The following is an 18,277-nucleotide window of genomic DNA, read 5'->3' as shown; positions in this document are numbered from 1 at the left end:
CCCGCACCCGGCGCTCGACGGGCCGCGTGCTGTCCCATGGGCGGCTCCCCTCACGGCTGTGGGTCGCGGGCGTCGTAGCGGGCGAAGGCGCGGCGCCCCAGGCCGAGGGCCGTGACGGTCAGGATGCAGGCCAGGCCGCCGCCGATGACCGCGGTGGCCGGGGAGGTCAGGTCGGCCGCCGAGCCGGCGAGGAAGTCGCCGAGGCGGGGGCCGCCGGCGACCACGACGATGAAGACGCCCTGGAGCCGGCCGCGCATCGCGTCCGGCGTCGCCGCCTGGAGCATGGTGCTGCGGAAGACCATCGAGACGGTGTCCGCGCAGCCGGCCACGGCGAGGAAGAACAGCCCCAGCCACAACTGCCGGGAGAGCCCGAAGCAGGCGATGGCCGCACCCCAGGCCGCCACCGCGATCAGGATGGCCAGGCCGTGCCGGCGGATCCCGCCGAGCCAGCCGGAGAACAGCCCGCCCAATACGGCGCCCACCGCGGGCGCGGCGACCAGCAGGCCGACGGTCTTGGCGTCCCCGCCGAACCAGAGCACCGCGACCGCCGGGAACAGTGCGCGCGGCTGGGCGAGCACCATCGCCGCCAGGTCGGAGAAGAAGGTCATCCGCAGATTCGGACGGGTGGCGAGAAAGCGCAGGCCGTCCAGTACGGAGGCCCGGCGCCGCGGCCCCTCCCCCTGGTCGGGACGCATGGACGGCAGCCGCCACATCGCGTACAGCGAGCCGCTGAAGGCCACCACGTCGATCAGATACGCGGTCTGATAGCCCCACAGCCCCACGATGACCCCGCCCAGCATCGGCCCGCCCATCAGGCCGAGGTTGCTGGTCAGGGAGTTGAGGGCGTTGGCGGCCGGCAGCTGCTCGGTGGGCAGCAGCCGCGGGATCATCGAGCTGCGGGCCGGTGAGTTCATCGCGAAGCAGACGGCCTGGAAGGCGACGACGGTGTAGAGCAGCCAGACCCGGTGGTATCCGGCCAGCGCGGCGGCGGCCAGCGCCAGGGACATCACGGTCGCGCCCATGGCGCTGTAGAGGCCCAGTTTGCGGCGGTCGACGGTGTCGGCGATGGCGCCGCCGTACAGCCCGAAGATGACCAGCGGCACCAGGGAGCACAGACCCACCAGGCCGACCGCGAAGGTGGAGTGGGTGATGGCATAGACCTGGAGGGAGACCGCGAGCGCGGTCATCTGCTGGCCCATCCAGGAGATGGTGTTGCCGCACCAGAGACGGCGGTAGTCCGGGGAGGTGCGCAGCGGGGTCAGATCGGCGAATATCCGGGAGCGCAGCGGTATTTCGCCCTTTTCGGCGGTCGTTGTAGGGGGCACGCGGCAGTAAAGCACGTGACGGGGGCGCGGTGGGGCGCCGGGGCGGGAAGCGGCGCTCCGGCCGCTTGCCCCTTACGGCCGGAGCGTACGGGCGGTCCCCCTCACCACCGCCACCGGGTGGCCGCGGCGATCTCCTCCGGCTCGCAGTCGGCGAAGTGGGCCTCCTCGGCGCGCCGGACCGCGAGCACCGCGCCGTGCAGGACCTCGCCCATCGCCTCGTACAGCGGGGCGGACTTCTCCAGCCGGTCGGCCGCCTCGGTGAGGGTGGCGGGGAGCCGTACGATGCCGCGCCGGGCGCGTTCGCGGACGCCGAGGGTGCCGGGGTCGCCGGCGTGCGGTGCCGGCAGCTGGGCCGCGGTCTCGATGCCGTGCAGTCCGGCGGCGAGGACCGCGCCGACCGCGAGATACGGATTGGCGGCGGCATCGAAGGTCTTGACCTCGGCATGGCCGCCGTCCGGGTCGTCGGGCGCGCCGGTGATCAGGCGCAGCGCCGCCTCCCGGTTCTCCACGCCCCAGCACTGGTATACGCCGGCCCAGTGGGAGGGCTGGAGCCGCAGATAGCTGGCGGGCGAGGGGCAGCCGATGGCGAGCAGGGCGGGCAGCGCGTTCAGGACGCCGCCGAGGAAGGCCACCGCGTCCGGGGCCAGGCCCCAGGAGGCGTCCGGCGTGCGGTGCAGGCTGTCGCCGTCGCGGTACAGGCCGAGGTGGAGGTGGCAGCCGTTGCCGACCTGGCCGGCGACGAACGACGGGGCGAAGGAGGCGCGCAGGCCGTGCCGGACGGAGACGGCGCGGACGGTCTCGCGGACCAGCACCACGTCGTCGGCGGCGCGGACCGGGTCGGCCGGGGCGGTGGTGACCTCGAACTGGCCGGGCGCGTACTCGGGGTGGAGCTGGAGGACGTCGATGCCCTGGACGGTCAGCGCCTCGGTGACATCGCGGAGGTAGTCGGAGAGTTCCACGACCCGGGTCATGCCGTACGCGGGGCCCGCGCAGGGGTAGTCGAAGGTCTCGTCCGGGCCGGTGGCGGCCGCGTGCGGCCCGTCCGGGGCGCGGGTGACCACCCATTCCGTTTCGAAGCCCATCCGCAGCTCCAGCCCGGCCGCGCCGGCCCGCTCCACCATCCGCCGGGCGAACTGCCGCTGGCAGGCGGGGTGCGGCCGGCCGAGCTGGTCGTAGCGGTCCACCGGCGCCCAGGCCCAGCCGGGCTGTGCGGCGAGTACGGTGACGCGGTCCAGGTCGGGGAAGAGCCGCAGGTCACCGTCGGGCCCGCCGAGGTGCTCGGATTCGGTGATGGCGTCGTCGGACGTGAAGACGTCGAAGACGGGCGACATCCCGACGCCGCGCTCCGCGGCGGCCGCGAGCCGTTGCACCGGAATGGTCTTGACGCGGGTGACGCCTGCGTTGTCCACCCAGGTCAGCGCCACGTTCCGGACGCCTTCCGCCTCCAGCCGCGCCGCCAACTGGCGGGCTTCCTGGCGCTGTTCCGCAGCCCGCGTTCCCATAGAGCCGTCCTCACTCGACCGTGCCGAAGCCCCGGCACCCGTACCCGTACCCGCTGAGCGCCCGTGCCGGTCCGGCTCGGCGCCGGCCGGTCAGGAGCAGTTGAACTCGCACCATACGCACTTTCCGCTGCCGCGCGGTTCCACACCCCAGACATCGGCCAGCCGGTCCACGAGGAGCAGACCGCGGCCGGAGACGCCGGCCTCGCCCGGTTCCCGGCGTCGCGGCAGGCTGCTGGAGTGGTCCTCGACCTCCAGCCGCAGCAGCCGCCCGACGCTGTGCGGCATACGGATGTTGACGACGGCCTCGCCGTCGGTGTGCAGCAGCGCATTGGTGATCAGCTCGTCGGCGACCAGTTCGATCTCCTCGGCACGGTCCGCCGCGCCCCAGGCGCGCACGGCGGCCCGGATCATGTGCCGGGCGGCGGAGAGGCCCTCGGGGTCGGCGGGCGCGATGTGCTGGCGGAACCGTCCGACGATGTCGTGCTCCGGGGCGCCCAGCCGGCGCAGCAGAAGCAGCGCCATATCGTCCTCCCCGGTCCGGTCGCCCGCCGATTCGCAGAGCCGGTCGGCGAGTTGCTGGACGTCCTGGGGCCCGTCGCGGACCTCGCGGGCCAGCTCCCGCATCCCGATGTCGAGGTCGGTGCCGGGCTGTTCGACGATGCCGTCGGTGCACAGCAGCAGGGTGTCGCCGGGGGCGAGCTGGACCGTGGTGACCGGGTAGTCGAGCCGCCGGAATTCGGACGAGATACCCAGCGGCAGCCCGCCGGCCACCGGCAGCCGGCGGCAGATGCCCTCGGCGTGCCGCAGCAGCGGGTCGATATGGCCGGCCCGGACGATCCGGGCCGAGCCGGTGCTCAGGTCGGCGTCGACATAGATACAGGTGGCGAAGCGGTCGGTGTCCAGCTCGTTGAGGAAGGCGGAGGCGCGGCCCATGACGGTGGCGGGGGCGTGGCCCTCGGCGGCGTAGGCGCGCAGCACGATCCGCAGCTGGCCCATCAGCGCCGCGGCCTGGGTGTCATGTCCCTGGACGTCACCGATGACGGCGGCGACCCGGCCGTCGGGCAGCGGGATCACGTCGTACCAGTCGCCGCCGATGTCCCGGCCCATCCGGGCGGAGCGGTAGCGGACGGCGATCTGGGCGCCCGGGATGCCGGGGATCCGGCGCGGCAGCATGGCCTGCTGGAGGCCGGCGGCGAGATCGTGCTCCTGGTCGTAGAGCATGGCGCGGGCCAGGCTCTGCGCGATGCTGCTGCCGAGCGCCACCAGGACGTTGCGCTCCTGGTCGCGGAAGTCGCTCTCCCGCTCGAAGAACAGGCCGATCACCCCGATGGGGCGGCCCTGCGCGATCAGCGGCAGATAGGCGGCGGAGTTGACGTTCAGCGGCTCGATGGCCGGCCACAGCCGGGGCCACTTGTGCCGGAACTCCGCGCGGCTGCCCACATAGCGCGGGGTGAGGGTGCGGACGACCTCGCTCATCGGGAACTCGTCGCCCACCCGCGTGTATTCGAGGTCGGGGACAAAGCTGCCCGCCTTGCCCTCGGAGATCAGCCGGATGCGTCCCGCCTCGACCAGGCCCAGGATCACGTTCTCCGCGCCCAGCCGGCTCAGCCCCTGCTCATCGGCGAGCACCGCGATCACTTCACCGACCGTCCTGGCGTGGGCCAGGGCGGCGGTGGTGCGTTCGACGACGCTGGTGTGCCGCCGGCGCTCCTCGTCCCCGGCGAGCCGCTCCGCCGCGTGGGTGTATTCGTGGCTGGCGTCGCGGACCACCCCGATGATCCGGCGCGGCCGGCCGGTGCTGTCCCGGCGGATGCTGCCCTGGCTGTGCGTCCAGCGCAGCTCACCGTCGCGCAGCCGGACCCGGAAGTAGGCGCCGTAGGAGTCGCTGCCGTCCTTGAGCGCCCGGGCGACCAGGGCGTCCAGACGGGCCGCCTCATGGGCCGGGACGCGCGTGTTGAGGGTGGCCGGGCGGTCGTCGTACTCCGCCGGAAGCATGTCGAAGACCTCGAGGGCGGGCGGGTCCATATGCATCAGCCCGCTGTCGAGGTCCCAGTCGAAGCCGCCCATGCCGTTGAGGGCCAGGGTCAGGTCCGGGTGGGCGGGCCAGTCGTCCGGCACCGACACGGTGGGCCGCTTCGCTCCCCGGTCAGCCATGTCGTCACTTTGCCACATTCACCCGGATTGCGGCGTGCCCAGCCCATTTATCCGTACTCACGGCGACAGCGGTCGCCGCACTACTGACTCTCCTCTCAGGTTGCCCACACCCTCGCACCCTGAACCCCTTCACAACAGGCCCATACGTCCGCACCCTCCCCCCGGCCGTTGCGATGTTCTCAACACGCTGTTACGGTCCCGGACCATGGAGGACACCCCCGGAGACCGGGTCACCGACGACGCCGGAGAGGTCACGGAGCGTGTCCGGCAGGTGATCGGCCGGCTCGGATGCAGCCAGCGCGAGTTCGCCCGCCGGATCGTGATGGACCCCTCGAAGCTGTCCAGGTCGCTGGGTGGCACCCGGCGCTTCACGCTGGCGGAGATCGTGCGGATCGCCGATATCGGGGCGGTCGACACCGGCTGGCTGCTCGGTGCCCCGGAGCGGCCCGCGGCGCCGCCCGGCCGCGAGCCGGTCGCCGTGCCCGAGGGCGGCCGGCCGCTCCAGTTCGTACGGGAGACCGTCCGGCTGATCGCCGAGCACGGCTTCCACGGCGTACGGGTCGCCGATATCGCCGCCGCCTGCGGCACCAGCCCGGCCGCCGTCCACTACCACTTCCCCGGCCGCGACGAACTGCTGGAAGCGGCGGTGCGCTGGTGCATGGACGAGGACACCGCGCGCCGCGCCGCGGAGTCGGCCGCGGCCCCCGACGCCGGTGCCGAGCTGCTCCAGCTGATCGCGCTACAGATCCCGCGCACCGAGCAGCAGCGCCGCCAGTGGCTGGTCTGGCTCGATCTGTGGGCCGAGGCCGCCCGCTCCACCGCCGTGGGGCGGCTGCACGAGCACTACTACCGGCAGTGGCGCACCACCGTCGCCGAGGTCGTCCGCCGCGGCGTCGGCCAGCGCGTCTTCCGCACCGTCGATCCGGAGTTCACCGCGCTCCGGCTGACCGCGCTGATCGACGGCCTGGCCACCCAGGTACTCGCCACCGCTCCGGACAGCACCGGCCCCGACACCATGCACACCGCGCTGCTCGCCTTCGTGCAGAGCGAACTCACCCTCGCCCCCGCGGTCTGACGCCGTTTTCCGCCGAGCCCGAGCCCCTTAGGACCGAGGCACCCACCCCCGTAGACCGAGGCACCCGCCCCGTAGAAGGGACCCCCGTGAACCACGAGGTCATCATCACCTGCGCGCTCACCGGCGCCGGTGACACCGTCCGCCGCTCCCCGCACGTCCCCGTGACGCCCGAGCAGATAGCCGCTTCGGCCGTCGAGGCGGCGGCCGCGGGCGCCGCCGTGGTGCACATCCATGTCCGCGACCCCGGGACCGGCGAACCGTCGCGCGACCCGCGGCTGTACGCCGAGGTGGTCGAGCGGATCAAGGAGACCGGCACCGACGTCGTCATCAACCTCACCGCCGGCATGGGCGGCGACCTGGTGATCGACCCCGACCGGCCGCTCCGGCAGCTGCCCGGGACGGACCTGGTGAGCGGCCTGGAGCGGCTGCCGCACGTCGAGGAGCTGCTGCCCGACATCTGCACCCTGGACTGCGGCTCGCTCAACTTCGGCGACGGTTCCAACCTCTATGTCTCCACCCCCGACATGCTGCGGGCGGGCGCGAAGCGCATCCAGGAGCTCGGCGTACGGCCCGAGCTGGAGATCTTCGACACCGGTCAGCTGTGGTTCGCCAAGCAGCTGCTGGCCGAGGGGCTGCTGGACGACCCGACCGTCTTCCAGCTCTGTATGGGCATCCCGTGGGGCGCACCGGCCGACCCGGGGGTACTTCAGTCGATGGTCCACATGCTGCCCGAGGGCGCCCGGTGGGCGAGCTTCGCCCTCGGCCGGATGCAGATGCCGTGGGTCGCCCAGTCGATCCTGCTCGGGGGGCATGTGCGGGTGGGTCTGGAGGACAACCTGTACCTCAGCAAGGGCGTCCAGGCCACGAACGGACAGCTGGTCGAACGCGCCGTCCAGATCACCGAGTTGCTCGGCGCCACGGTCGCCACGCCCGACCGGGCCCGCGCCCTCCTGGGCCTCAAGCCCCGCACCTGACCCACGGCCGCACCGCCCCGTTCCCCTTCCCTCTCCTCCCCGCCACCTGGAGCCGCTCCCTCATGCCGGAAACCACCCCTGCCCCCTGTGCCCCCGAGGACGTGCGCCGCGTCGCCTGTATCGGCGCCGGAGTGATCGGCGGCGGCTGGGTCGCCCACTTCCTCGCCCGTGGCTACGACGTCACCGCCTGGGACCCGGCCGCGGACGCCGAGGACCGGCTGCGCCACCTGGTGGCCGCCGCCTGGCCCGCGCTGGAACAGATAGGACTGGCCGACGGCGCCTCGCCGGACCGGCTGACGATCGCCGGCACCCTCGCCGAGGCGGTCGCCGACGCCGACTTCGTCCAGGAAAGCGCCCCCGAGAAGCTGGAGTTGAAGCGCTCCCTGCTCGCCGAGCTGGCCGCCGCCACCCGGCCGGGCGTGGTCATCGCCTCCTCCACCTCGGGCTACCCGATGACCGATATGCAGACGGCGGACGGGAACGCCGGCCGCCTCGTGGTCGGCCACCCCTTCAACCCGCCGTACCTCATCCCGCTGGTGGAGGTCGTCGGCGGCGAGCGGACGGACCCGGAGGCCGTCGCCTGGGCCTCCCGCTTCTACGGAGCGGCGGGCAAGTCCGTGATCACCATGGACCGCGAACTGCCCGGCTTCATCGCCAACCGCCTCCAGGAGGCGCTCTGGCGCGAGGCGCTCCACATGGTCGCCAACGGCGAGGCCACGGTCGAGGACATCGATGCCTCGATCACCGAAGGGCCCGGCCTGCGCTGGGCGTTCATGGGCCCCTGCCTGACCTTCGCACTGGCCGGCGGCGAGGGCGGGATGGCCCATATGCTCGACCACTTCGGCCCGTCCCTGAAGTCGCCGTGGACCCGCCTGGAGGCGCCCGAGCTGGACCGTGCGCTGCGCGACGCCATGGTCGACGGCTGCCGGGAGGCCGCGGGCGACCGTACGTACGCGGATCTGGTCGCCGCCCGCGACCAGGGCGTCATCGACGTCCTGCGCGCCACGGGCCGGCTGGGGAGCACCCGCCGATGAGCGACGCCACCACGGGCGGCCTGCCCCTCTTCCGCCAAACGGTCCGGGACGAGTGGATCGACTACAACGGCCATCTCAGCGAGGCGTACTACGTCCTGGTCTTCGGCTTCGCGACCGACGCCCTGATGGACGCGGCCGGCCTCGACGCCGCCTACCGGGAGCGCACCGGCTGCTCCCTGTACACGGTCGAGGCCCATGTCCGCTATCTCCGCGAGGTCGCCCGCGACAGCCAACTCACGGTCCGTACAACCGTGTTGGGCGTGGACGGCAAGAAGCTCCGGCTGGTCCATGAGATGTTCGCCGGGGAACCCTCCGGCGAGCCGGTGGCCACCGAGGAACTGTTCACCCTGCACATCGACCAGGCCACCGGCCGCTCGGCCGCGCTGCCCCCGACGGCCCGCGAGCGCCTCGCCGGCCTGATCACGCCCGCGCCGGAGTGGGCGGGGCGCGGTATCCGCGAGGTGTGAGGCGGGGCGCGGTATCCGCGAGGTGTGCGGCGACGGCGCGGCGTCCGCGAGGTGTGCGGCGGCGGCGCACGGGCTGGCTGGCTGGCGCGACGGGACGGCGCCCGCCCGTGGCCCCGTGGTGCCCCGCCCGCCCCGCTCCCTCCCGGTGCGATGCTGGACCGGGAGGGAGTCACCTCCCCCGCCCACCGAAGGGAAGTGACCATGAGCACCACCCGAGGCCACCGCATCGACGTCGAAGAAGGCACCGACCACGTCCGCGTCGAGATCGGCGGACAGCTGATCGCCGAGAGCCGCCGCCCGCTGCTCCTGTCCGAGACCGGCTATCCGGTGCGCTACTACCTCCCTCCCGAGGACGTACGCACCGAGCTGCTCACCCCGTCCGACACGCATACCGTCTGCCCCTTCAAGGGCACCGCCTCCTACTGGTCGCTCGCCGGCGGCCCGGAGGACATCGTGTGGGCCTACCCGGAGCCGCACCCCGAGGTCACCCGGATCAAGGACCATTTCTGCTTCTACGAGGTCGAGTTGGTCTGAGCCGTAGCGGCCCGGCGCCCCGCCCGAGGGGAATAGGAAAGAAACCTGACAATGGCCGGGCGCCCGCCGGTACGGCAGCGCGCGCCCGGCCCCCCCGGCGACGCCGGCCGGCCGCACGGCGCACAATCGAAGCGTGAACGACGCGGACAGCCCCCACGACCGGCCCGGCCCCCACGACCGGCCCCTGCCGTCCCGCCCGGCCGCCCCGCACCGGGCGGTCGACGAGGGCGGCGATCCGGCCTGCTGGCTGGACCAGGTGTGTGATGCCTGCGGCCGGATCAGGGAACGGCCCGGCAGTGCGGTCTGCGAGCACTGTGGAGCCGGGACGGAAACGGACGGCGCTGGCGACGGCGCGGGCGCGGCCACAGAAGCGGGCGACGGCGCGGGCGCGGCCGCAGAAGCGGGCGACGGCGCGGGCGCGGCCGCAGAAGCGGGCGACGGCGCGGGCGCGGCCGCAGAAGCGGGCGACGGCGCGGGCGCGGCCACAGAAGCGGGCGACGGCGCGGGCGCGGCCGCAGAAGCGGGCGAGGGCGCTGGCGACCGCATCGCCGCCGGCTCCGGTGCCCCCGACCCCGCCGGGCCGCGCCGCCGGGACCGTGACGAGGAGGGGCGGGCCCGTAACGCCCGCCCACGTGACGGGCTCGGCCGGCCGCTGCCGTACGGCTCCCCCGGCGTGGCCCGGCAGCCCGAGGGCGTGCCCCGGACGCCCGCGCAGTCGCTGGCCGAGGCACAGCGGCTGCTCGACGGCGGGATGCCGTTCCATGCCCATGAGGTCCTGGAGGACGCCTGGAAGGCGGCGCCGCAGGAGGAGCGCGAGCTCTGGCGGGGGCTGGCCCAGCTCGCGGTGGGACTCACCCATGCGGCGCGCGGCAACACCGCGGGCGGAACGGCGCTGCTCGACCGGGGCGCGACGGCCATCGCGCCGTACGAGAAGACCGCCCCCTACGGGATCGACATCACGGGACTCCTGTCCTGGGCCCGGGAGTTGACCGGGCGTCTGACCGGCTCCGGGCCCGTACCGGCGGCGGAGACCGCGCCCCGGCTGCGGCGACGGGAGACATGACCGAAAGACGCCCCACCGGGGACCAGGGGCGGGCCGACCCGCCGGGCCCCCTAGGGGTGTCACTTCGATCTCTACGCGGCCCCTCCCCTCCGTCCGCTGCGGCCGCGAGCCTGCCACCACCTGGCGAGCAGCGGGCCCAGGCCCAGTGCCGCGACGCCGGCGCCGCCCGCCCCGAGGACGAGGGTGGTGCGCCAGGGCGCGCCGCCACGGGCTGCGGCTCCGGTGACCTCGGCCGCCGCCGGGCGCATCGGACCGGCCCCGTCGTCGGCGGCGCGTACGGCATGCAGGGTGCCCACCGGCTGGGCCGTGCCGGCGGTGCGGAAGCCCCAGTCCAGCAGGGCCGCGGCTTCCTTGTAGACGCCGTTGTACGCCTGCGACTGGGGGTTCAGGACGGTGACCAGGAGGGTGCGGCCGTTCCGGCGCGCGGCGGCGATCAGGGTGTTGCCGGCCTTGCTGGTGTAGCCGTTCTTGACGCCGATGATGCCGGGGTAGCGGGCCATTCCGTGCGAGCCCGCCAGCAGGCGGTTGGTGTTCTCGATCCGCGTGGCGCCGCCCGCGCCGGGGAACGTGGCGCGGGTGGTGGCGCAGTAGCGGGCGAAGTCCTCGTTGGCGAGCCCGGCGCGGGCGAAGACGGTCAGGTCGTGGGCGGAGGACACCTGACCGGGCGCGTCATAACCGTCCGGGGACTTGACGGTGGTGTCGCGGGCGCCGAGCTTCCGGGCGGTCTCCTGCATCTCCTCCGCCGTGGTCCGCCAGCCGCCGTTCATCGCGGCCAGCACATGCACCGCGTCGTTACCGGAGCGCAGGAAGACCCCGCGCCACAGGTCGCCGACGGTGTAGCTGCGACCCTGCCGGACGCCGACGACACTGCTGCCGGCCCCGACCCCCGCGAGGTCGGCGGAGCTGACCCGGCGTACCGTGCCCGCCGAGAACTTCGGCAGGACGGTGACCGCGAACAGCGTCTTGAGGGTGCTGGCCGGGGCGAGCTTGCGGTGCGGGCTCTTCGCGGCCAGCACGTTGCCGGTGTCCGCGTCGGCCACCATCCAGGACAGCGCGGACAGGCCGCTGGGCAGCCTCGCGGTGCCGGGGTCGGTGGGCGCCTGTACCCCGGCGGCGGGCTGACGGGCCGTCGCCCCGTTGGCCGCGGCCGGTATGGACGTCAGCGAGACACCGGCGACGGCGATCAGCGCCACCACACCGGCCTTCCTGGACACACCTGCGTCAATTGCCATGCCGTCACGCTAAGAAGCGGTGCGGTGGACCGCAGCGCGGTTGAGCCAGTCGGCTCAGGGCCGCGCCGAACCACCGGGCGTGTCGCAACTGCAACAGGTGCAAAGAAGGACCCGCCCGGTGCGACGGGGGATGCACACCGGGCGGGTCTCAGGAACCTTTCTACCGCATGAGCGAACGGTTATGCCTCAAAAACTTGTTCGTTTGCCGATTACCAGGTGACGGGCAGCGAAATCAGGCCACGCGCCCGCAGCGCCCGACGATGCCGCAAATCACCACGCGGGACGGCCAGTCGCAGCTCCGGGAAGCGGCCGAGGAGCGCCTCGAGCGCCGTGACGGCCTCCAGCCGGGCCAGCGGATCACCGAGACAGTGATGGATGCCGTGCCCCATCCCGAGGTGCCCGGAGAGGTCCCGGCCGCGGTCCAGCACGTCCGGTTCGGGGAAACGCGCGGGGTCGCGGTTCGCGGACGCGATCGACAGCAGCACGCTCTCCCCGGCCGGGATCCGTACGCCGCCGATCTCCATGTCCTCGATGGGGAAGCGACGGATCGCCACCGGATACGGGTTGTCGAAGCGGAGGAACTCCTCCACCGCCGCCGGGAGTTCGGCCGGATTGCGATGCAACTGCCGGAGCTGGTCCGGGTGGTCGAGCAGGGCGAGCACCGCGTTGCCGATGAGATGGGCCGTGCTCTCGTATCCGGCGAAGAGGATCAGGAAGGCGAGCGAGGTCAGTTCGTCCTCGGTGAGCCGGTCGTCCTCCTCGCCGGGGGCCGCCTCGTCGCGCACCGCGATCAGATCCGAGAGCAGGTCGTCGCCCGGTTCCGCGCGCTTGGCCGCGATCAGTCCGGTGTAGAAGGTCAGCATCGCCCCGATCGCCTCCTTCATCAGCTCCGGCCGGCTCGGGTCCGGGGTGATGAGGGCGTCCGACCAGGCCAGGAAATCGGGGCGGTCACGGTGCGGGATGCCCAGCAGATCGCAGATCACGGCGATCGACAGCGGCCCGGCGTAGTCGGTGATCAGCTCCGCGCGGCCGCGCTCCGCCATCGCGTCCAGCAGTTCATCGGCGATCCGCCGGGTGGGCGCGCGCAGCGCCTCGACCCGGCCCGTGGTGAAACCCTTGACCACCAGCCGGCGCACCCTGGTGTGGTCCGGCGGGTCCATGTTCAGCAGATTCGCGTCCAGCGCGGGCGGCAGGGCGAAACCGCGGTAACCGCCCGGCGCGGCATGCCGCTTGTCCAGGGAGAGCCGGGGGTCGGCGAGGGCGCGGCGGACGTCGTCGTAGCGGGTCACCAGCCAGGCGGGGTGCCCGTCGGCTCCGGTGATCCGGTGCACCGGTCCGGCGTCCCGCAGCGCGGCGTAGGCGGCGTACGGATCGTCGAGGAGGGGCGTCATATCGATGGGGGCGTCGGGGCCGGTCTCGGCGGTGTTCTGCATGAGCCCGACCCTAGGCCGTGTCGTTCCCCCTCCCGTCCGGCGCACGCCATCCAGCGACGGCCCCGGTGACGGCCCCTAGGGCGGCACCGGTCCGATGGGCCGGTGCCGCCCGGGTGGTACGGGCGGCCCGGACCCCCGTGCCGGGCCACCCCGTCTGTGGTGCTTCCTCAGCCGTGCGCCACCGAGCTCCGCTGGCGCAGTTCGGTGAGCACGGTGTCGATCAGCGGCGAGTGGTAGACATCCGCGACCAGTGCCAAGTGCTCGTACTCCGCGGTGAGTTCGGCCGGGTCCGTGCCGTTGGCGACCACCACGCTGTCGGCGCCGTGCTCGGGGACATGGCCCACCGCACGGTTCTCCAGTCCACGGCGGAGCGCGGCGGCCTCCGCGACGGCGGCCAGCTGCCGGTCGTCGAGCGCGACCGCGCGGGCCCGCTCGCGGGCGATGTCGACGGCGTCGGACTCCACATGACGGCGGATGCCGCGCTGTACGTCCCGGATCTCGGCCATCTGCCGGTTGGCCCGCCACTCCAGATCGGCGAACGGCCAGCGCACGGACCACGCCGGGGAGCCCATCGTGACCTCGGGGGTCTGTGCGGTGACGGTCCGCCAGAGCGGGGAGAGGCGGCGCAGCCGGCGCCAGGCGGCGACCCGGGGGCCGGCCGCCGGCAGCGCGAATCCGGCGAGGACCATCAGCGCCGCGACCGAGGCGCTCAACGGGGCCACCCCGTTGGAGAGCCACAGCGCCGGGTGGCCCGTCCAGGACAGGACGAAGCCGATGACCTTGCAGGAGCAGTAGACCAGGCCGAGCCAGCAGCCCGCGGCCAGCACCCGCAGACCGCGCGCCAGGTGGGTGCCGCCGAGTTGTGCGGCGTAGCGGGGGCAGAGGGTCCCCAGGGCCGCCGAACTCAATCCGAAAATGGCCAAATACAGCACCAGGAACAGCATGACTCCCGGGGAGTCGGTATAGGCGGTGCTGAAGTCACGGGGGTGCTCGACGGCGTCCGGACGGCCGACCGCGAAGCCGGTGATCGCCACCGCCCACAGCGCGGCCACACTCCCGACGGCGACGCGCGCGCGGCGCCGTACCCGGACCCGCGCCTGCGCGCCCTCGCCCGCCGTCCAGCGCAGCAGCAACACCAGCGCACCGGCGGCGAACACCACGACGGAGGAGTAGAGGAACACCATGGCGAGGTTGGCCACGCCCACCAGCCGGTCGAAGGCGCGGTAGACGCTGGGCGCGGAGAAGAGGAAGACCGTCGCCACCCCGCCGGTCATCACACAGGCCAGTCCCAGATCCGCGTTGCTGCGGTCCCGGAACCACGCGACGGACTTGTACCCGACGATCGCCCAGGCGGCGACCCCGAACGACAGATAGATGACGTCAAACACGCGGGCCCCCGTCCTGCGCCGCGCCCGCCCCCGCGCCGTCGGTCCGCTCGTCCCCGGCCGGGGTCTCCTGCCGCCGGATGTGCTGGAGCGCGGGCCCGAGCGCCGCCGCGAGTTCGGCCGCCCGGCCCTCCAGCGGCAGGGCGCGTTCGGCCGCGGACGGCGCCACCCGCTCCATCAGGAGCGTGCCGAGCACTTCGGTCTCCCGCTCGGCGAGGTTGTCATAGCCGTGATGCCGGGCGAAGCCCATGGTCAGGCCCATCCGCCGCATGGCGGTGGCGACATCGACGGACGGCGTCCACAGCTTCAGCGCGTCCTCGGTGACCGCCGGATCCTGGCCGTGTCCCAACAGCAGGTGGCTCAGCTCGTGCAGCACGATGTGCGCCTGGTGCCACGGTGAGGTCTTGAGCTCGTAGAAGACCCAGTAGCCGTCGTCGGTGACGGCCGTCATCCCCGAGACCACCCCGCCCAGGCTCATCGGCACCAGATGGACGGGCCGCGCCACCCGCGCGGCGACGATGTCACACATCCCGCGCAAATCGGTCGTGGCCGGCAGCGCCAGCTCCTTGATGAGCCGCTTGCACCGCCGGCGTATCTGCCCCACTCGCATGCTCGTCCCGTCCTCGTCTCCGCCCCGCTGCCAGGAAGAGAAGATCTGGCCGCGCTCCGCGGTCCGCACCGGTTCACTCACCGCGTCGGTCACCGCCCTGCTCCGGCGGATCGGCCGGCAGGTTCATCTGCTGCCGGAACTGGGAGATGATCGTCGTCAGGCTGTCCTGCACCTCCGGCGGCAGCCCGACGGAGCGCAGCGCGATCGCGCGCACCCGCTGGTCCCGCATCGCCGCCAGGAAACGGACCTCTTCCTCCACCCGCGCGGCCTGCGGCTGCGAGAGGTCCCCCAGCAGATAACCGACCGGTACGGCAAAGAACTTGGCCAGCGCGCGCAGCAGCTCCGGGCTCGGGTTCGTACGCCTGCCGGTGCGCAGCATCGACAGATACTGCTCGGTGACCTTGACCCCGCCGTACTCCTCCGCTCCCCCGCTGATCTCCTCGGCCACAAAGGCGTTGGTATACGGGGCCCCCGGCGGATGCATGTTCGCGAAGAGGTGGTTGAGCCGTTCCGCGAGCACGCTGCCCGCCCCCTTGGACCGGCTGTCTCCCCCCACGTTCATCTCTACCGTCCCCCGTCGATTGAGCCCAACGAACAGTTAAGGCTCCGTCACCTCGCACTCATCCTGACACGCCAGGAACGCGGTGCACCAGTCCACTTACGGACAGTAGGGATCGCCGGACTTAACCGGGAGTTGAGCGACGAAGGGCGCAGGTCACACGGAGCGTCACACACAGCACGCCGACCGGGGCGTCCGACGGGCTCACGCCCCCCTACTAAGCTGCCGGGCCATGACGGTGACGAACATGCGCCAAGGAACATGCCCTGCCTGCGGTGCACAAGAGGTCTACGCCCTGAAGGCGATCAAGAGGCAGTTCATGGTGGAGCTCGGCTATTGGGGGGCGGAGGACATTCCGAGCCAGGTGCTGGTCTGCGTGGAGTGCGGCCGCTGCGAGCGCTACCTCCAGCTCACGGACGAGCACAAGAAGAAGATCAGGGACGAGGCGCAGCGCGTACCGGGATGAAAGCCGGATCCGGCCTTCGAGCAGGAGCCGGTCACCCGCCGGCCGCCCACCCCGGCACCGTCGGCAGCACCTTCTCGGCGACCCGGAGCAGCACCGCGTCGTCCGGCACGGCGCCGTCCGCGCGCCACAGCGACACCTCGAAGGAACCGCCGCTGTCCTTCGCGTCCTGGGCCACGGTGAGGGTGCGGGCCGGGACTCCGGGACCGCTGTCGGTGTCGCTGCCGTCGAGGCGGAAGCGGATGCTGATGGTGCGGTCCGCGTAGACGACCGCCGGGCGGTCCAGAACCGTCCGCTGCCGCGCGCCGTCCCCCAGAAGCGCGGCGGACCCGGCCACCGGGTGACCGTCGTAGGTGGCCGACAGCGTGACGGTGCAGGTCTCGAACTCGACCTGGGCAGACGGGGTGGCGATCTCCTTGCCGTTGCCGAGCTTGACGGAGCTGCCGCTGCCGCCGGCGGTCTTCGCGGCCTGCCCCGGCGTGCCCAGCAGCTCGGCCAGGTCGGGGCGGTTCAGCGCCGCGCACAGTTGCGCCCCGGAGACGTGCCGGGACTTCTTCTCGGCCTCCCCGCCCGAGCAGGTGGCGGGCGGCTGGGCGCCGTCCGATGACGACGACGTCCCCTGGAACGCCCACAGACCGATACCGAGGGCCGCCACCAGCGCCACGGCCGCGACGGCCTGCCCCCACGCGCCCGCACCCTCCGCGGACGTGCCCTTCGCGGACGTGCCCTTCGAGGACGCACCCTCCGCGGGCGCGCCACCATCGTCCACCATGTCCCCCACCTGCCATGATCCCCCGATAAGTGCCCCCGGACCTTAACCCGCGATCATCAGGCGGACAAGGAATTTCGCCGTCACCACGGCGCCGGCCCGCCCTGCCCGCTCCTGCCGCGGCCCGGTGGCACCGCCGGCTCGGCTCATGGCTCGCCGCCGGGTCCCTGGTCGGCCGGGGCGCCGCCCGGTCCCTAGTCGGCGCGGCCCGTCGCCGCCACCGTGACGCCCAGCCCGATCATCGCGAAGCCGCCCGCCCCGCCCACCATCGACAGACGACGGTCCGAGCGGGCGAACCAGGAGCGGGCCGCCGAGGCACCCAGGCCCCACAGGGTGTCCGTGATCAGGCCGATGGCGACCGGGACCAGGCCCAACACCATCATCTGGAGGGGGACGTGGCCCGCCGCGTGGTCCACGAACTGTGGCAGCACCGCGGCGAAGAAGACGATGCCCTTCGGGTTGGTGACGCCCACGAAAATCCCGTCCAGGATCGTGCGCAGATCGCCACGCCGCTCGCTCACCGGGGCCTCCATGGCCGCCGCGCGCATCTCCTTGCGGTGCCGGAACGCCTGCACCCCCAGATAGACGAGGTACGCCGCTCCGGCCATCTTCACGCCCATGAACACCGCCGCCGAGCTCTCCACCAGCGCACCGAGGCCCCACGCCACAGCGATCACCAGGACGTACGAACCCACCAGATTGCCGAGGACCGTGGCGAGCGCGGTGCGGCGGCCGTGTGCGAGGGCTCTGCCGATCACGAACAGCACACTCGGCCCCGGAATCACGATCACCAGCAGCGACATCGCCGCGAACGCGAGAATGCTCTCCGTGGACACCATGTGTCCGTCACCTCCTGAATTGCGTTCCAGGGGCTCATACAAACAGAGGGCGGACCGTCCGCTCCAGGCCCATCCACATACCGATATCGCCAGGCACCGGCAGGGGCTGCCCCGCACGCAGCGGATCTCGCACGCAGGCGCGGCCGCATGGGTCATGAGGCTCGGCGGGCCCCAACCCGCCAGGCACGCAGGGCATTTGAGCGGAACGGGTCCGGTACGGAGCGCTCCCGCGCTGCTGCCCACGCGCTCCCGAACGCACAGAAGGGGCCATCCGAAGATGACCCCTACCTGCGCTTGCACCGTCGGGACGACAGGATTTGAACCTGCGACCCCTTGACCCCCAGTCAAGTGCGCTACCAAGCTGCGCCACGTCCCGGTGCCCGATCCGGCCGGGATGTCCCGGCTGACCGCGCACGAGAACAATACCGCATGTCAGAGGGTGGGGGCTGCCACTTTCCCGTCTCCCGGCGGGGCGGCGGGTGCGAGATGAGTAGCTGTACTCATGCGCCGGTGTCACCGTGCCGCCACGCTACGCGCATGACTACTCCATCGATTCAGCGGCCGACGACCACGGCCTTCTTCGTGCAGGCCGCGATCTCCTTCGGGCTGTCGCTGGTGGCGCTGGTGATCGGGATCATCAAGCTGCCGGTGGGGCCGTGGGAGCGGGGTTTTCTCGCCCTCGGTCTGATTTTCGTGGTGTCCTCGGCGTTCACGCTGGCGAAGTGCGTGCGCGACCGCCAGGAGGTCGAGGAGGTGACGAACCGGGTGGACAAGGCCCGGATCGACAAGCTCCTCATCGAGCAGGACGTCTTCAAGCCGGGGCAGGTCTGACCCCGGCGGCCGCGGGCCGGGGATCTCC

General features: G+C 72.7%; 18 protein-coding genes and 1 tRNA gene. 8 read left to right on the top strand and 11 right to left on the bottom strand.

Annotation, left to right across the window (positions count from 1 at the left end; genetic code table 11):
- Positions 1-50: 50 nt before the first annotated feature.
- The 3 genes from ACFWJW_RS17500 to ACFWJW_RS17490 all read right to left on the bottom strand — a co-directional run bounded on the left by ACFWJW_RS17500 (position 51) and on the right by ACFWJW_RS17490 (position 4,981).
- Positions 51-1,325 carry an MFS transporter gene (locus ACFWJW_RS17500; protein WP_387241406.1) on the bottom strand — a complete coding sequence of 425 codons (1,275 nt, stop codon included), beginning with the start codon at positions 1,323-1,325 and terminating at the stop codon, positions 51-53.
- A gap of 101 nt (positions 1,326-1,426) precedes the next feature.
- Positions 1,427-2,827: a glutamine synthetase family protein gene (locus ACFWJW_RS17495; RefSeq protein ID WP_387241403.1), complete on the bottom strand. Its 1,401-nt coding sequence runs from the start codon at positions 2,825-2,827 to the stop codon at positions 1,427-1,429.
- Positions 2,828-2,917: 90 nt separating this feature from the next.
- The gene (locus tag ACFWJW_RS17490) at positions 2,918-4,981 is read right to left on the bottom strand and encodes a SpoIIE family protein phosphatase (protein ID WP_387241400.1); all 2,064 of its coding nucleotides are present in this window, start codon (positions 4,979-4,981) and stop codon (positions 2,918-2,920) included.
- A gap of 205 nt (positions 4,982-5,186) precedes the next feature.
- On the opposite strand from ACFWJW_RS17490, the gene ACFWJW_RS17485 reads away from it, so the two are divergent.
- The 6 genes from ACFWJW_RS17485 to ACFWJW_RS17460 all read left to right on the top strand — a co-directional run bounded on the left by ACFWJW_RS17485 (position 5,187) and on the right by ACFWJW_RS17460 (position 10,128).
- On the top strand, positions 5,187-6,056 hold the full coding sequence (locus ACFWJW_RS17485; protein WP_387241397.1) for a TetR family transcriptional regulator C-terminal domain-containing protein: 870 nt from the start codon (positions 5,187-5,189) through the stop codon (positions 6,054-6,056).
- An 86-nt stretch (positions 6,057-6,142) separates the two neighbouring features.
- Positions 6,143-7,030 (top strand): 3-keto-5-aminohexanoate cleavage protein, encoded by an 888-nt coding sequence (locus tag ACFWJW_RS17480; RefSeq protein ID WP_387241394.1) that lies wholly within the window; start codon positions 6,143-6,145, stop codon positions 7,028-7,030.
- 62 nt (positions 7,031-7,092) lie between these two features.
- On the top strand, positions 7,093-8,064 hold the full coding sequence (locus ACFWJW_RS17475) for a 3-hydroxyacyl-CoA dehydrogenase NAD-binding domain-containing protein (RefSeq protein WP_387241391.1): 972 nt from the start codon (positions 7,093-7,095) through the stop codon (positions 8,062-8,064).
- Positions 8,061-8,531, top strand: a complete 471-nt coding sequence (locus ACFWJW_RS17470) for a thioesterase family protein (protein WP_387241388.1) — start codon at positions 8,061-8,063, stop codon at positions 8,529-8,531. The genes ACFWJW_RS17475 and ACFWJW_RS17470 overlap by 4 nt, the downstream gene beginning before the upstream one ends.
- A 201-nt stretch (positions 8,532-8,732) precedes the next feature.
- Positions 8,733-9,065, top strand: a complete 333-nt coding sequence (locus tag ACFWJW_RS17465) for a DUF427 domain-containing protein (protein ID WP_387241385.1) — start codon at positions 8,733-8,735, stop codon at positions 9,063-9,065.
- A gap of 544 nt (positions 9,066-9,609) precedes the next feature.
- Entirely contained in the window at positions 9,610-10,128 is a 519-nt protein-coding gene (locus tag ACFWJW_RS17460; protein ID WP_387241638.1) for a DUF309 domain-containing protein, read from the top strand.
- A gap of 71 nt (positions 10,129-10,199) precedes the next feature.
- On the opposite strand, the gene ACFWJW_RS17455 is transcribed toward ACFWJW_RS17460, so the two are convergent.
- From ACFWJW_RS17455 to ACFWJW_RS17435, 5 genes are all read right to left on the bottom strand, one after another.
- A complete protein-coding gene (locus ACFWJW_RS17455; RefSeq protein ID WP_387241382.1) occupies positions 10,200-11,360 on the bottom strand; it encodes a D-alanyl-D-alanine carboxypeptidase family protein in 1,161 nt (386 codons plus the stop codon).
- A 209-nt stretch (positions 11,361-11,569) separates the two neighbouring features.
- Positions 11,570-12,793 carry a cytochrome P450 gene (locus ACFWJW_RS17450; protein ID WP_387241379.1) on the bottom strand — a complete coding sequence of 408 codons (1,224 nt, stop codon included), beginning with the start codon at positions 12,791-12,793 and terminating at the stop codon, positions 11,570-11,572.
- A gap of 167 nt (positions 12,794-12,960) precedes the next feature.
- The gene (locus tag ACFWJW_RS17445; RefSeq protein WP_387241376.1) at positions 12,961-14,181 is read right to left on the bottom strand and encodes an MAB_1171c family putative transporter; all 1,221 of its coding nucleotides are present in this window, start codon (positions 14,179-14,181) and stop codon (positions 12,961-12,963) included.
- Entirely contained in the window at positions 14,174-14,782 is a 609-nt protein-coding gene (locus tag ACFWJW_RS17440) for a hypothetical protein (RefSeq protein WP_387241635.1), read from the bottom strand. The genes ACFWJW_RS17445 and ACFWJW_RS17440 overlap by 8 nt, the downstream gene beginning before the upstream one ends.
- A 79-nt stretch (positions 14,783-14,861) precedes the next feature.
- Positions 14,862-15,350: a helix-turn-helix domain-containing protein gene (locus ACFWJW_RS17435; protein ID WP_387241373.1), complete on the bottom strand. Its 489-nt coding sequence runs from the start codon at positions 15,348-15,350 to the stop codon at positions 14,862-14,864.
- 229 nt (positions 15,351-15,579) lie between these two features.
- Here ACFWJW_RS17435 and ACFWJW_RS17430 point away from each other — a divergent pair, with 229 nt between their 5' ends.
- Entirely contained in the window at positions 15,580-15,813 is a 234-nt protein-coding gene (locus tag ACFWJW_RS17430) for a hypothetical protein (protein WP_387241370.1), read from the top strand.
- A 31-nt stretch (positions 15,814-15,844) separates the two neighbouring features.
- Here the strand turns inward: ACFWJW_RS17430 and ACFWJW_RS17425 are convergent, their stop codons facing one another.
- The 3 genes from ACFWJW_RS17425 to ACFWJW_RS17415 form a co-directional block, all read right to left on the bottom strand.
- Positions 15,845-16,582 (bottom strand): DUF6215 domain-containing protein, encoded by a 738-nt coding sequence (locus ACFWJW_RS17425; RefSeq protein ID WP_387241366.1) that lies wholly within the window; start codon positions 16,580-16,582, stop codon positions 15,845-15,847.
- 191 nt (positions 16,583-16,773) lie between these two features.
- The gene (locus ACFWJW_RS17420) at positions 16,774-17,418 is read right to left on the bottom strand and encodes a LysE family translocator (protein ID WP_387241364.1); all 645 of its coding nucleotides are present in this window, start codon (positions 17,416-17,418) and stop codon (positions 16,774-16,776) included.
- A gap of 302 nt (positions 17,419-17,720) precedes the next feature.
- Positions 17,721-17,794 (bottom strand) — tRNA-Pro (locus ACFWJW_RS17415).
- Between the two features lie 161 nt (positions 17,795-17,955).
- Between ACFWJW_RS17415 and ACFWJW_RS17410 the strand changes: the two genes are divergently transcribed.
- Positions 17,956-18,249 (top strand): YiaA/YiaB family inner membrane protein, encoded by a 294-nt coding sequence (locus ACFWJW_RS17410; protein WP_085922519.1) that lies wholly within the window; start codon positions 17,956-17,958, stop codon positions 18,247-18,249.
- Positions 18,250-18,277: the final 28 nt, after the last annotated feature.

This window comes from Streptomyces sp. NPDC127097, from assembly GCF_042724075.1.
Taxonomy (GTDB): Bacteria; Actinomycetota; Actinomycetes; order Streptomycetales; family Streptomycetaceae; genus Streptomyces.
Note: the sequence above shows the minus strand (reverse complement) of the source record. Positions and strands in the feature narration are given on the sequence as shown.

Excerpts from the sequence above, each read along its gene's own strand:
- ACFWJW_RS17495 (WP_387241403.1), bottom strand. The coding sequence starts at position 2,827 with ATGGGAACGCGGGCTGCGGAACAGCGCCAGGAAGCCCGCCAGTTGGCG.
- ACFWJW_RS17490 (WP_387241400.1), bottom strand. The coding sequence starts at position 4,981 with ATGGCTGACCGGGGAGCGAAGCGGCCCACCGTGTCGGTGCCGGACGAC.
- ACFWJW_RS17485 (WP_387241397.1), top strand. The coding sequence starts at position 5,187 with ATGGAGGACACCCCCGGAGACCGGGTCACCGACGACGCCGGAGAGGTC.
- ACFWJW_RS17475 (WP_387241391.1), top strand. The coding sequence starts at position 7,093 with ATGCCGGAAACCACCCCTGCCCCCTGTGCCCCCGAGGACGTGCGCCGC.
- ACFWJW_RS17470 (WP_387241388.1), top strand. The coding sequence starts at position 8,061 with ATGAGCGACGCCACCACGGGCGGCCTGCCCCTCTTCCGCCAAACGGTC.
- ACFWJW_RS17465 (WP_387241385.1), top strand. The coding sequence starts at position 8,733 with ATGAGCACCACCCGAGGCCACCGCATCGACGTCGAAGAAGGCACCGAC.
- ACFWJW_RS17455 (WP_387241382.1), bottom strand. The coding sequence starts at position 11,360 with ATGGCAATTGACGCAGGTGTGTCCAGGAAGGCCGGTGTGGTGGCGCTG.
- ACFWJW_RS17450 (WP_387241379.1), bottom strand. The coding sequence starts at position 12,793 with ATGCAGAACACCGCCGAGACCGGCCCCGACGCCCCCATCGATATGACG.
- ACFWJW_RS17435 (WP_387241373.1), bottom strand. The coding sequence starts at position 15,350 with ATGAACGTGGGGGGAGACAGCCGGTCCAAGGGGGCGGGCAGCGTGCTC.
- ACFWJW_RS17430 (WP_387241370.1), top strand. The coding sequence starts at position 15,580 with ATGACGGTGACGAACATGCGCCAAGGAACATGCCCTGCCTGCGGTGCA.
- ACFWJW_RS17425 (WP_387241366.1), bottom strand. The coding sequence starts at position 16,582 with ATGGTGGACGATGGTGGCGCGCCCGCGGAGGGTGCGTCCTCGAAGGGC.
- ACFWJW_RS17420 (WP_387241364.1), bottom strand. The coding sequence starts at position 17,418 with ATGGTGTCCACGGAGAGCATTCTCGCGTTCGCGGCGATGTCGCTGCTG.
- ACFWJW_RS17410 (WP_085922519.1), top strand. The coding sequence starts at position 17,956 with ATGACTACTCCATCGATTCAGCGGCCGACGACCACGGCCTTCTTCGTG.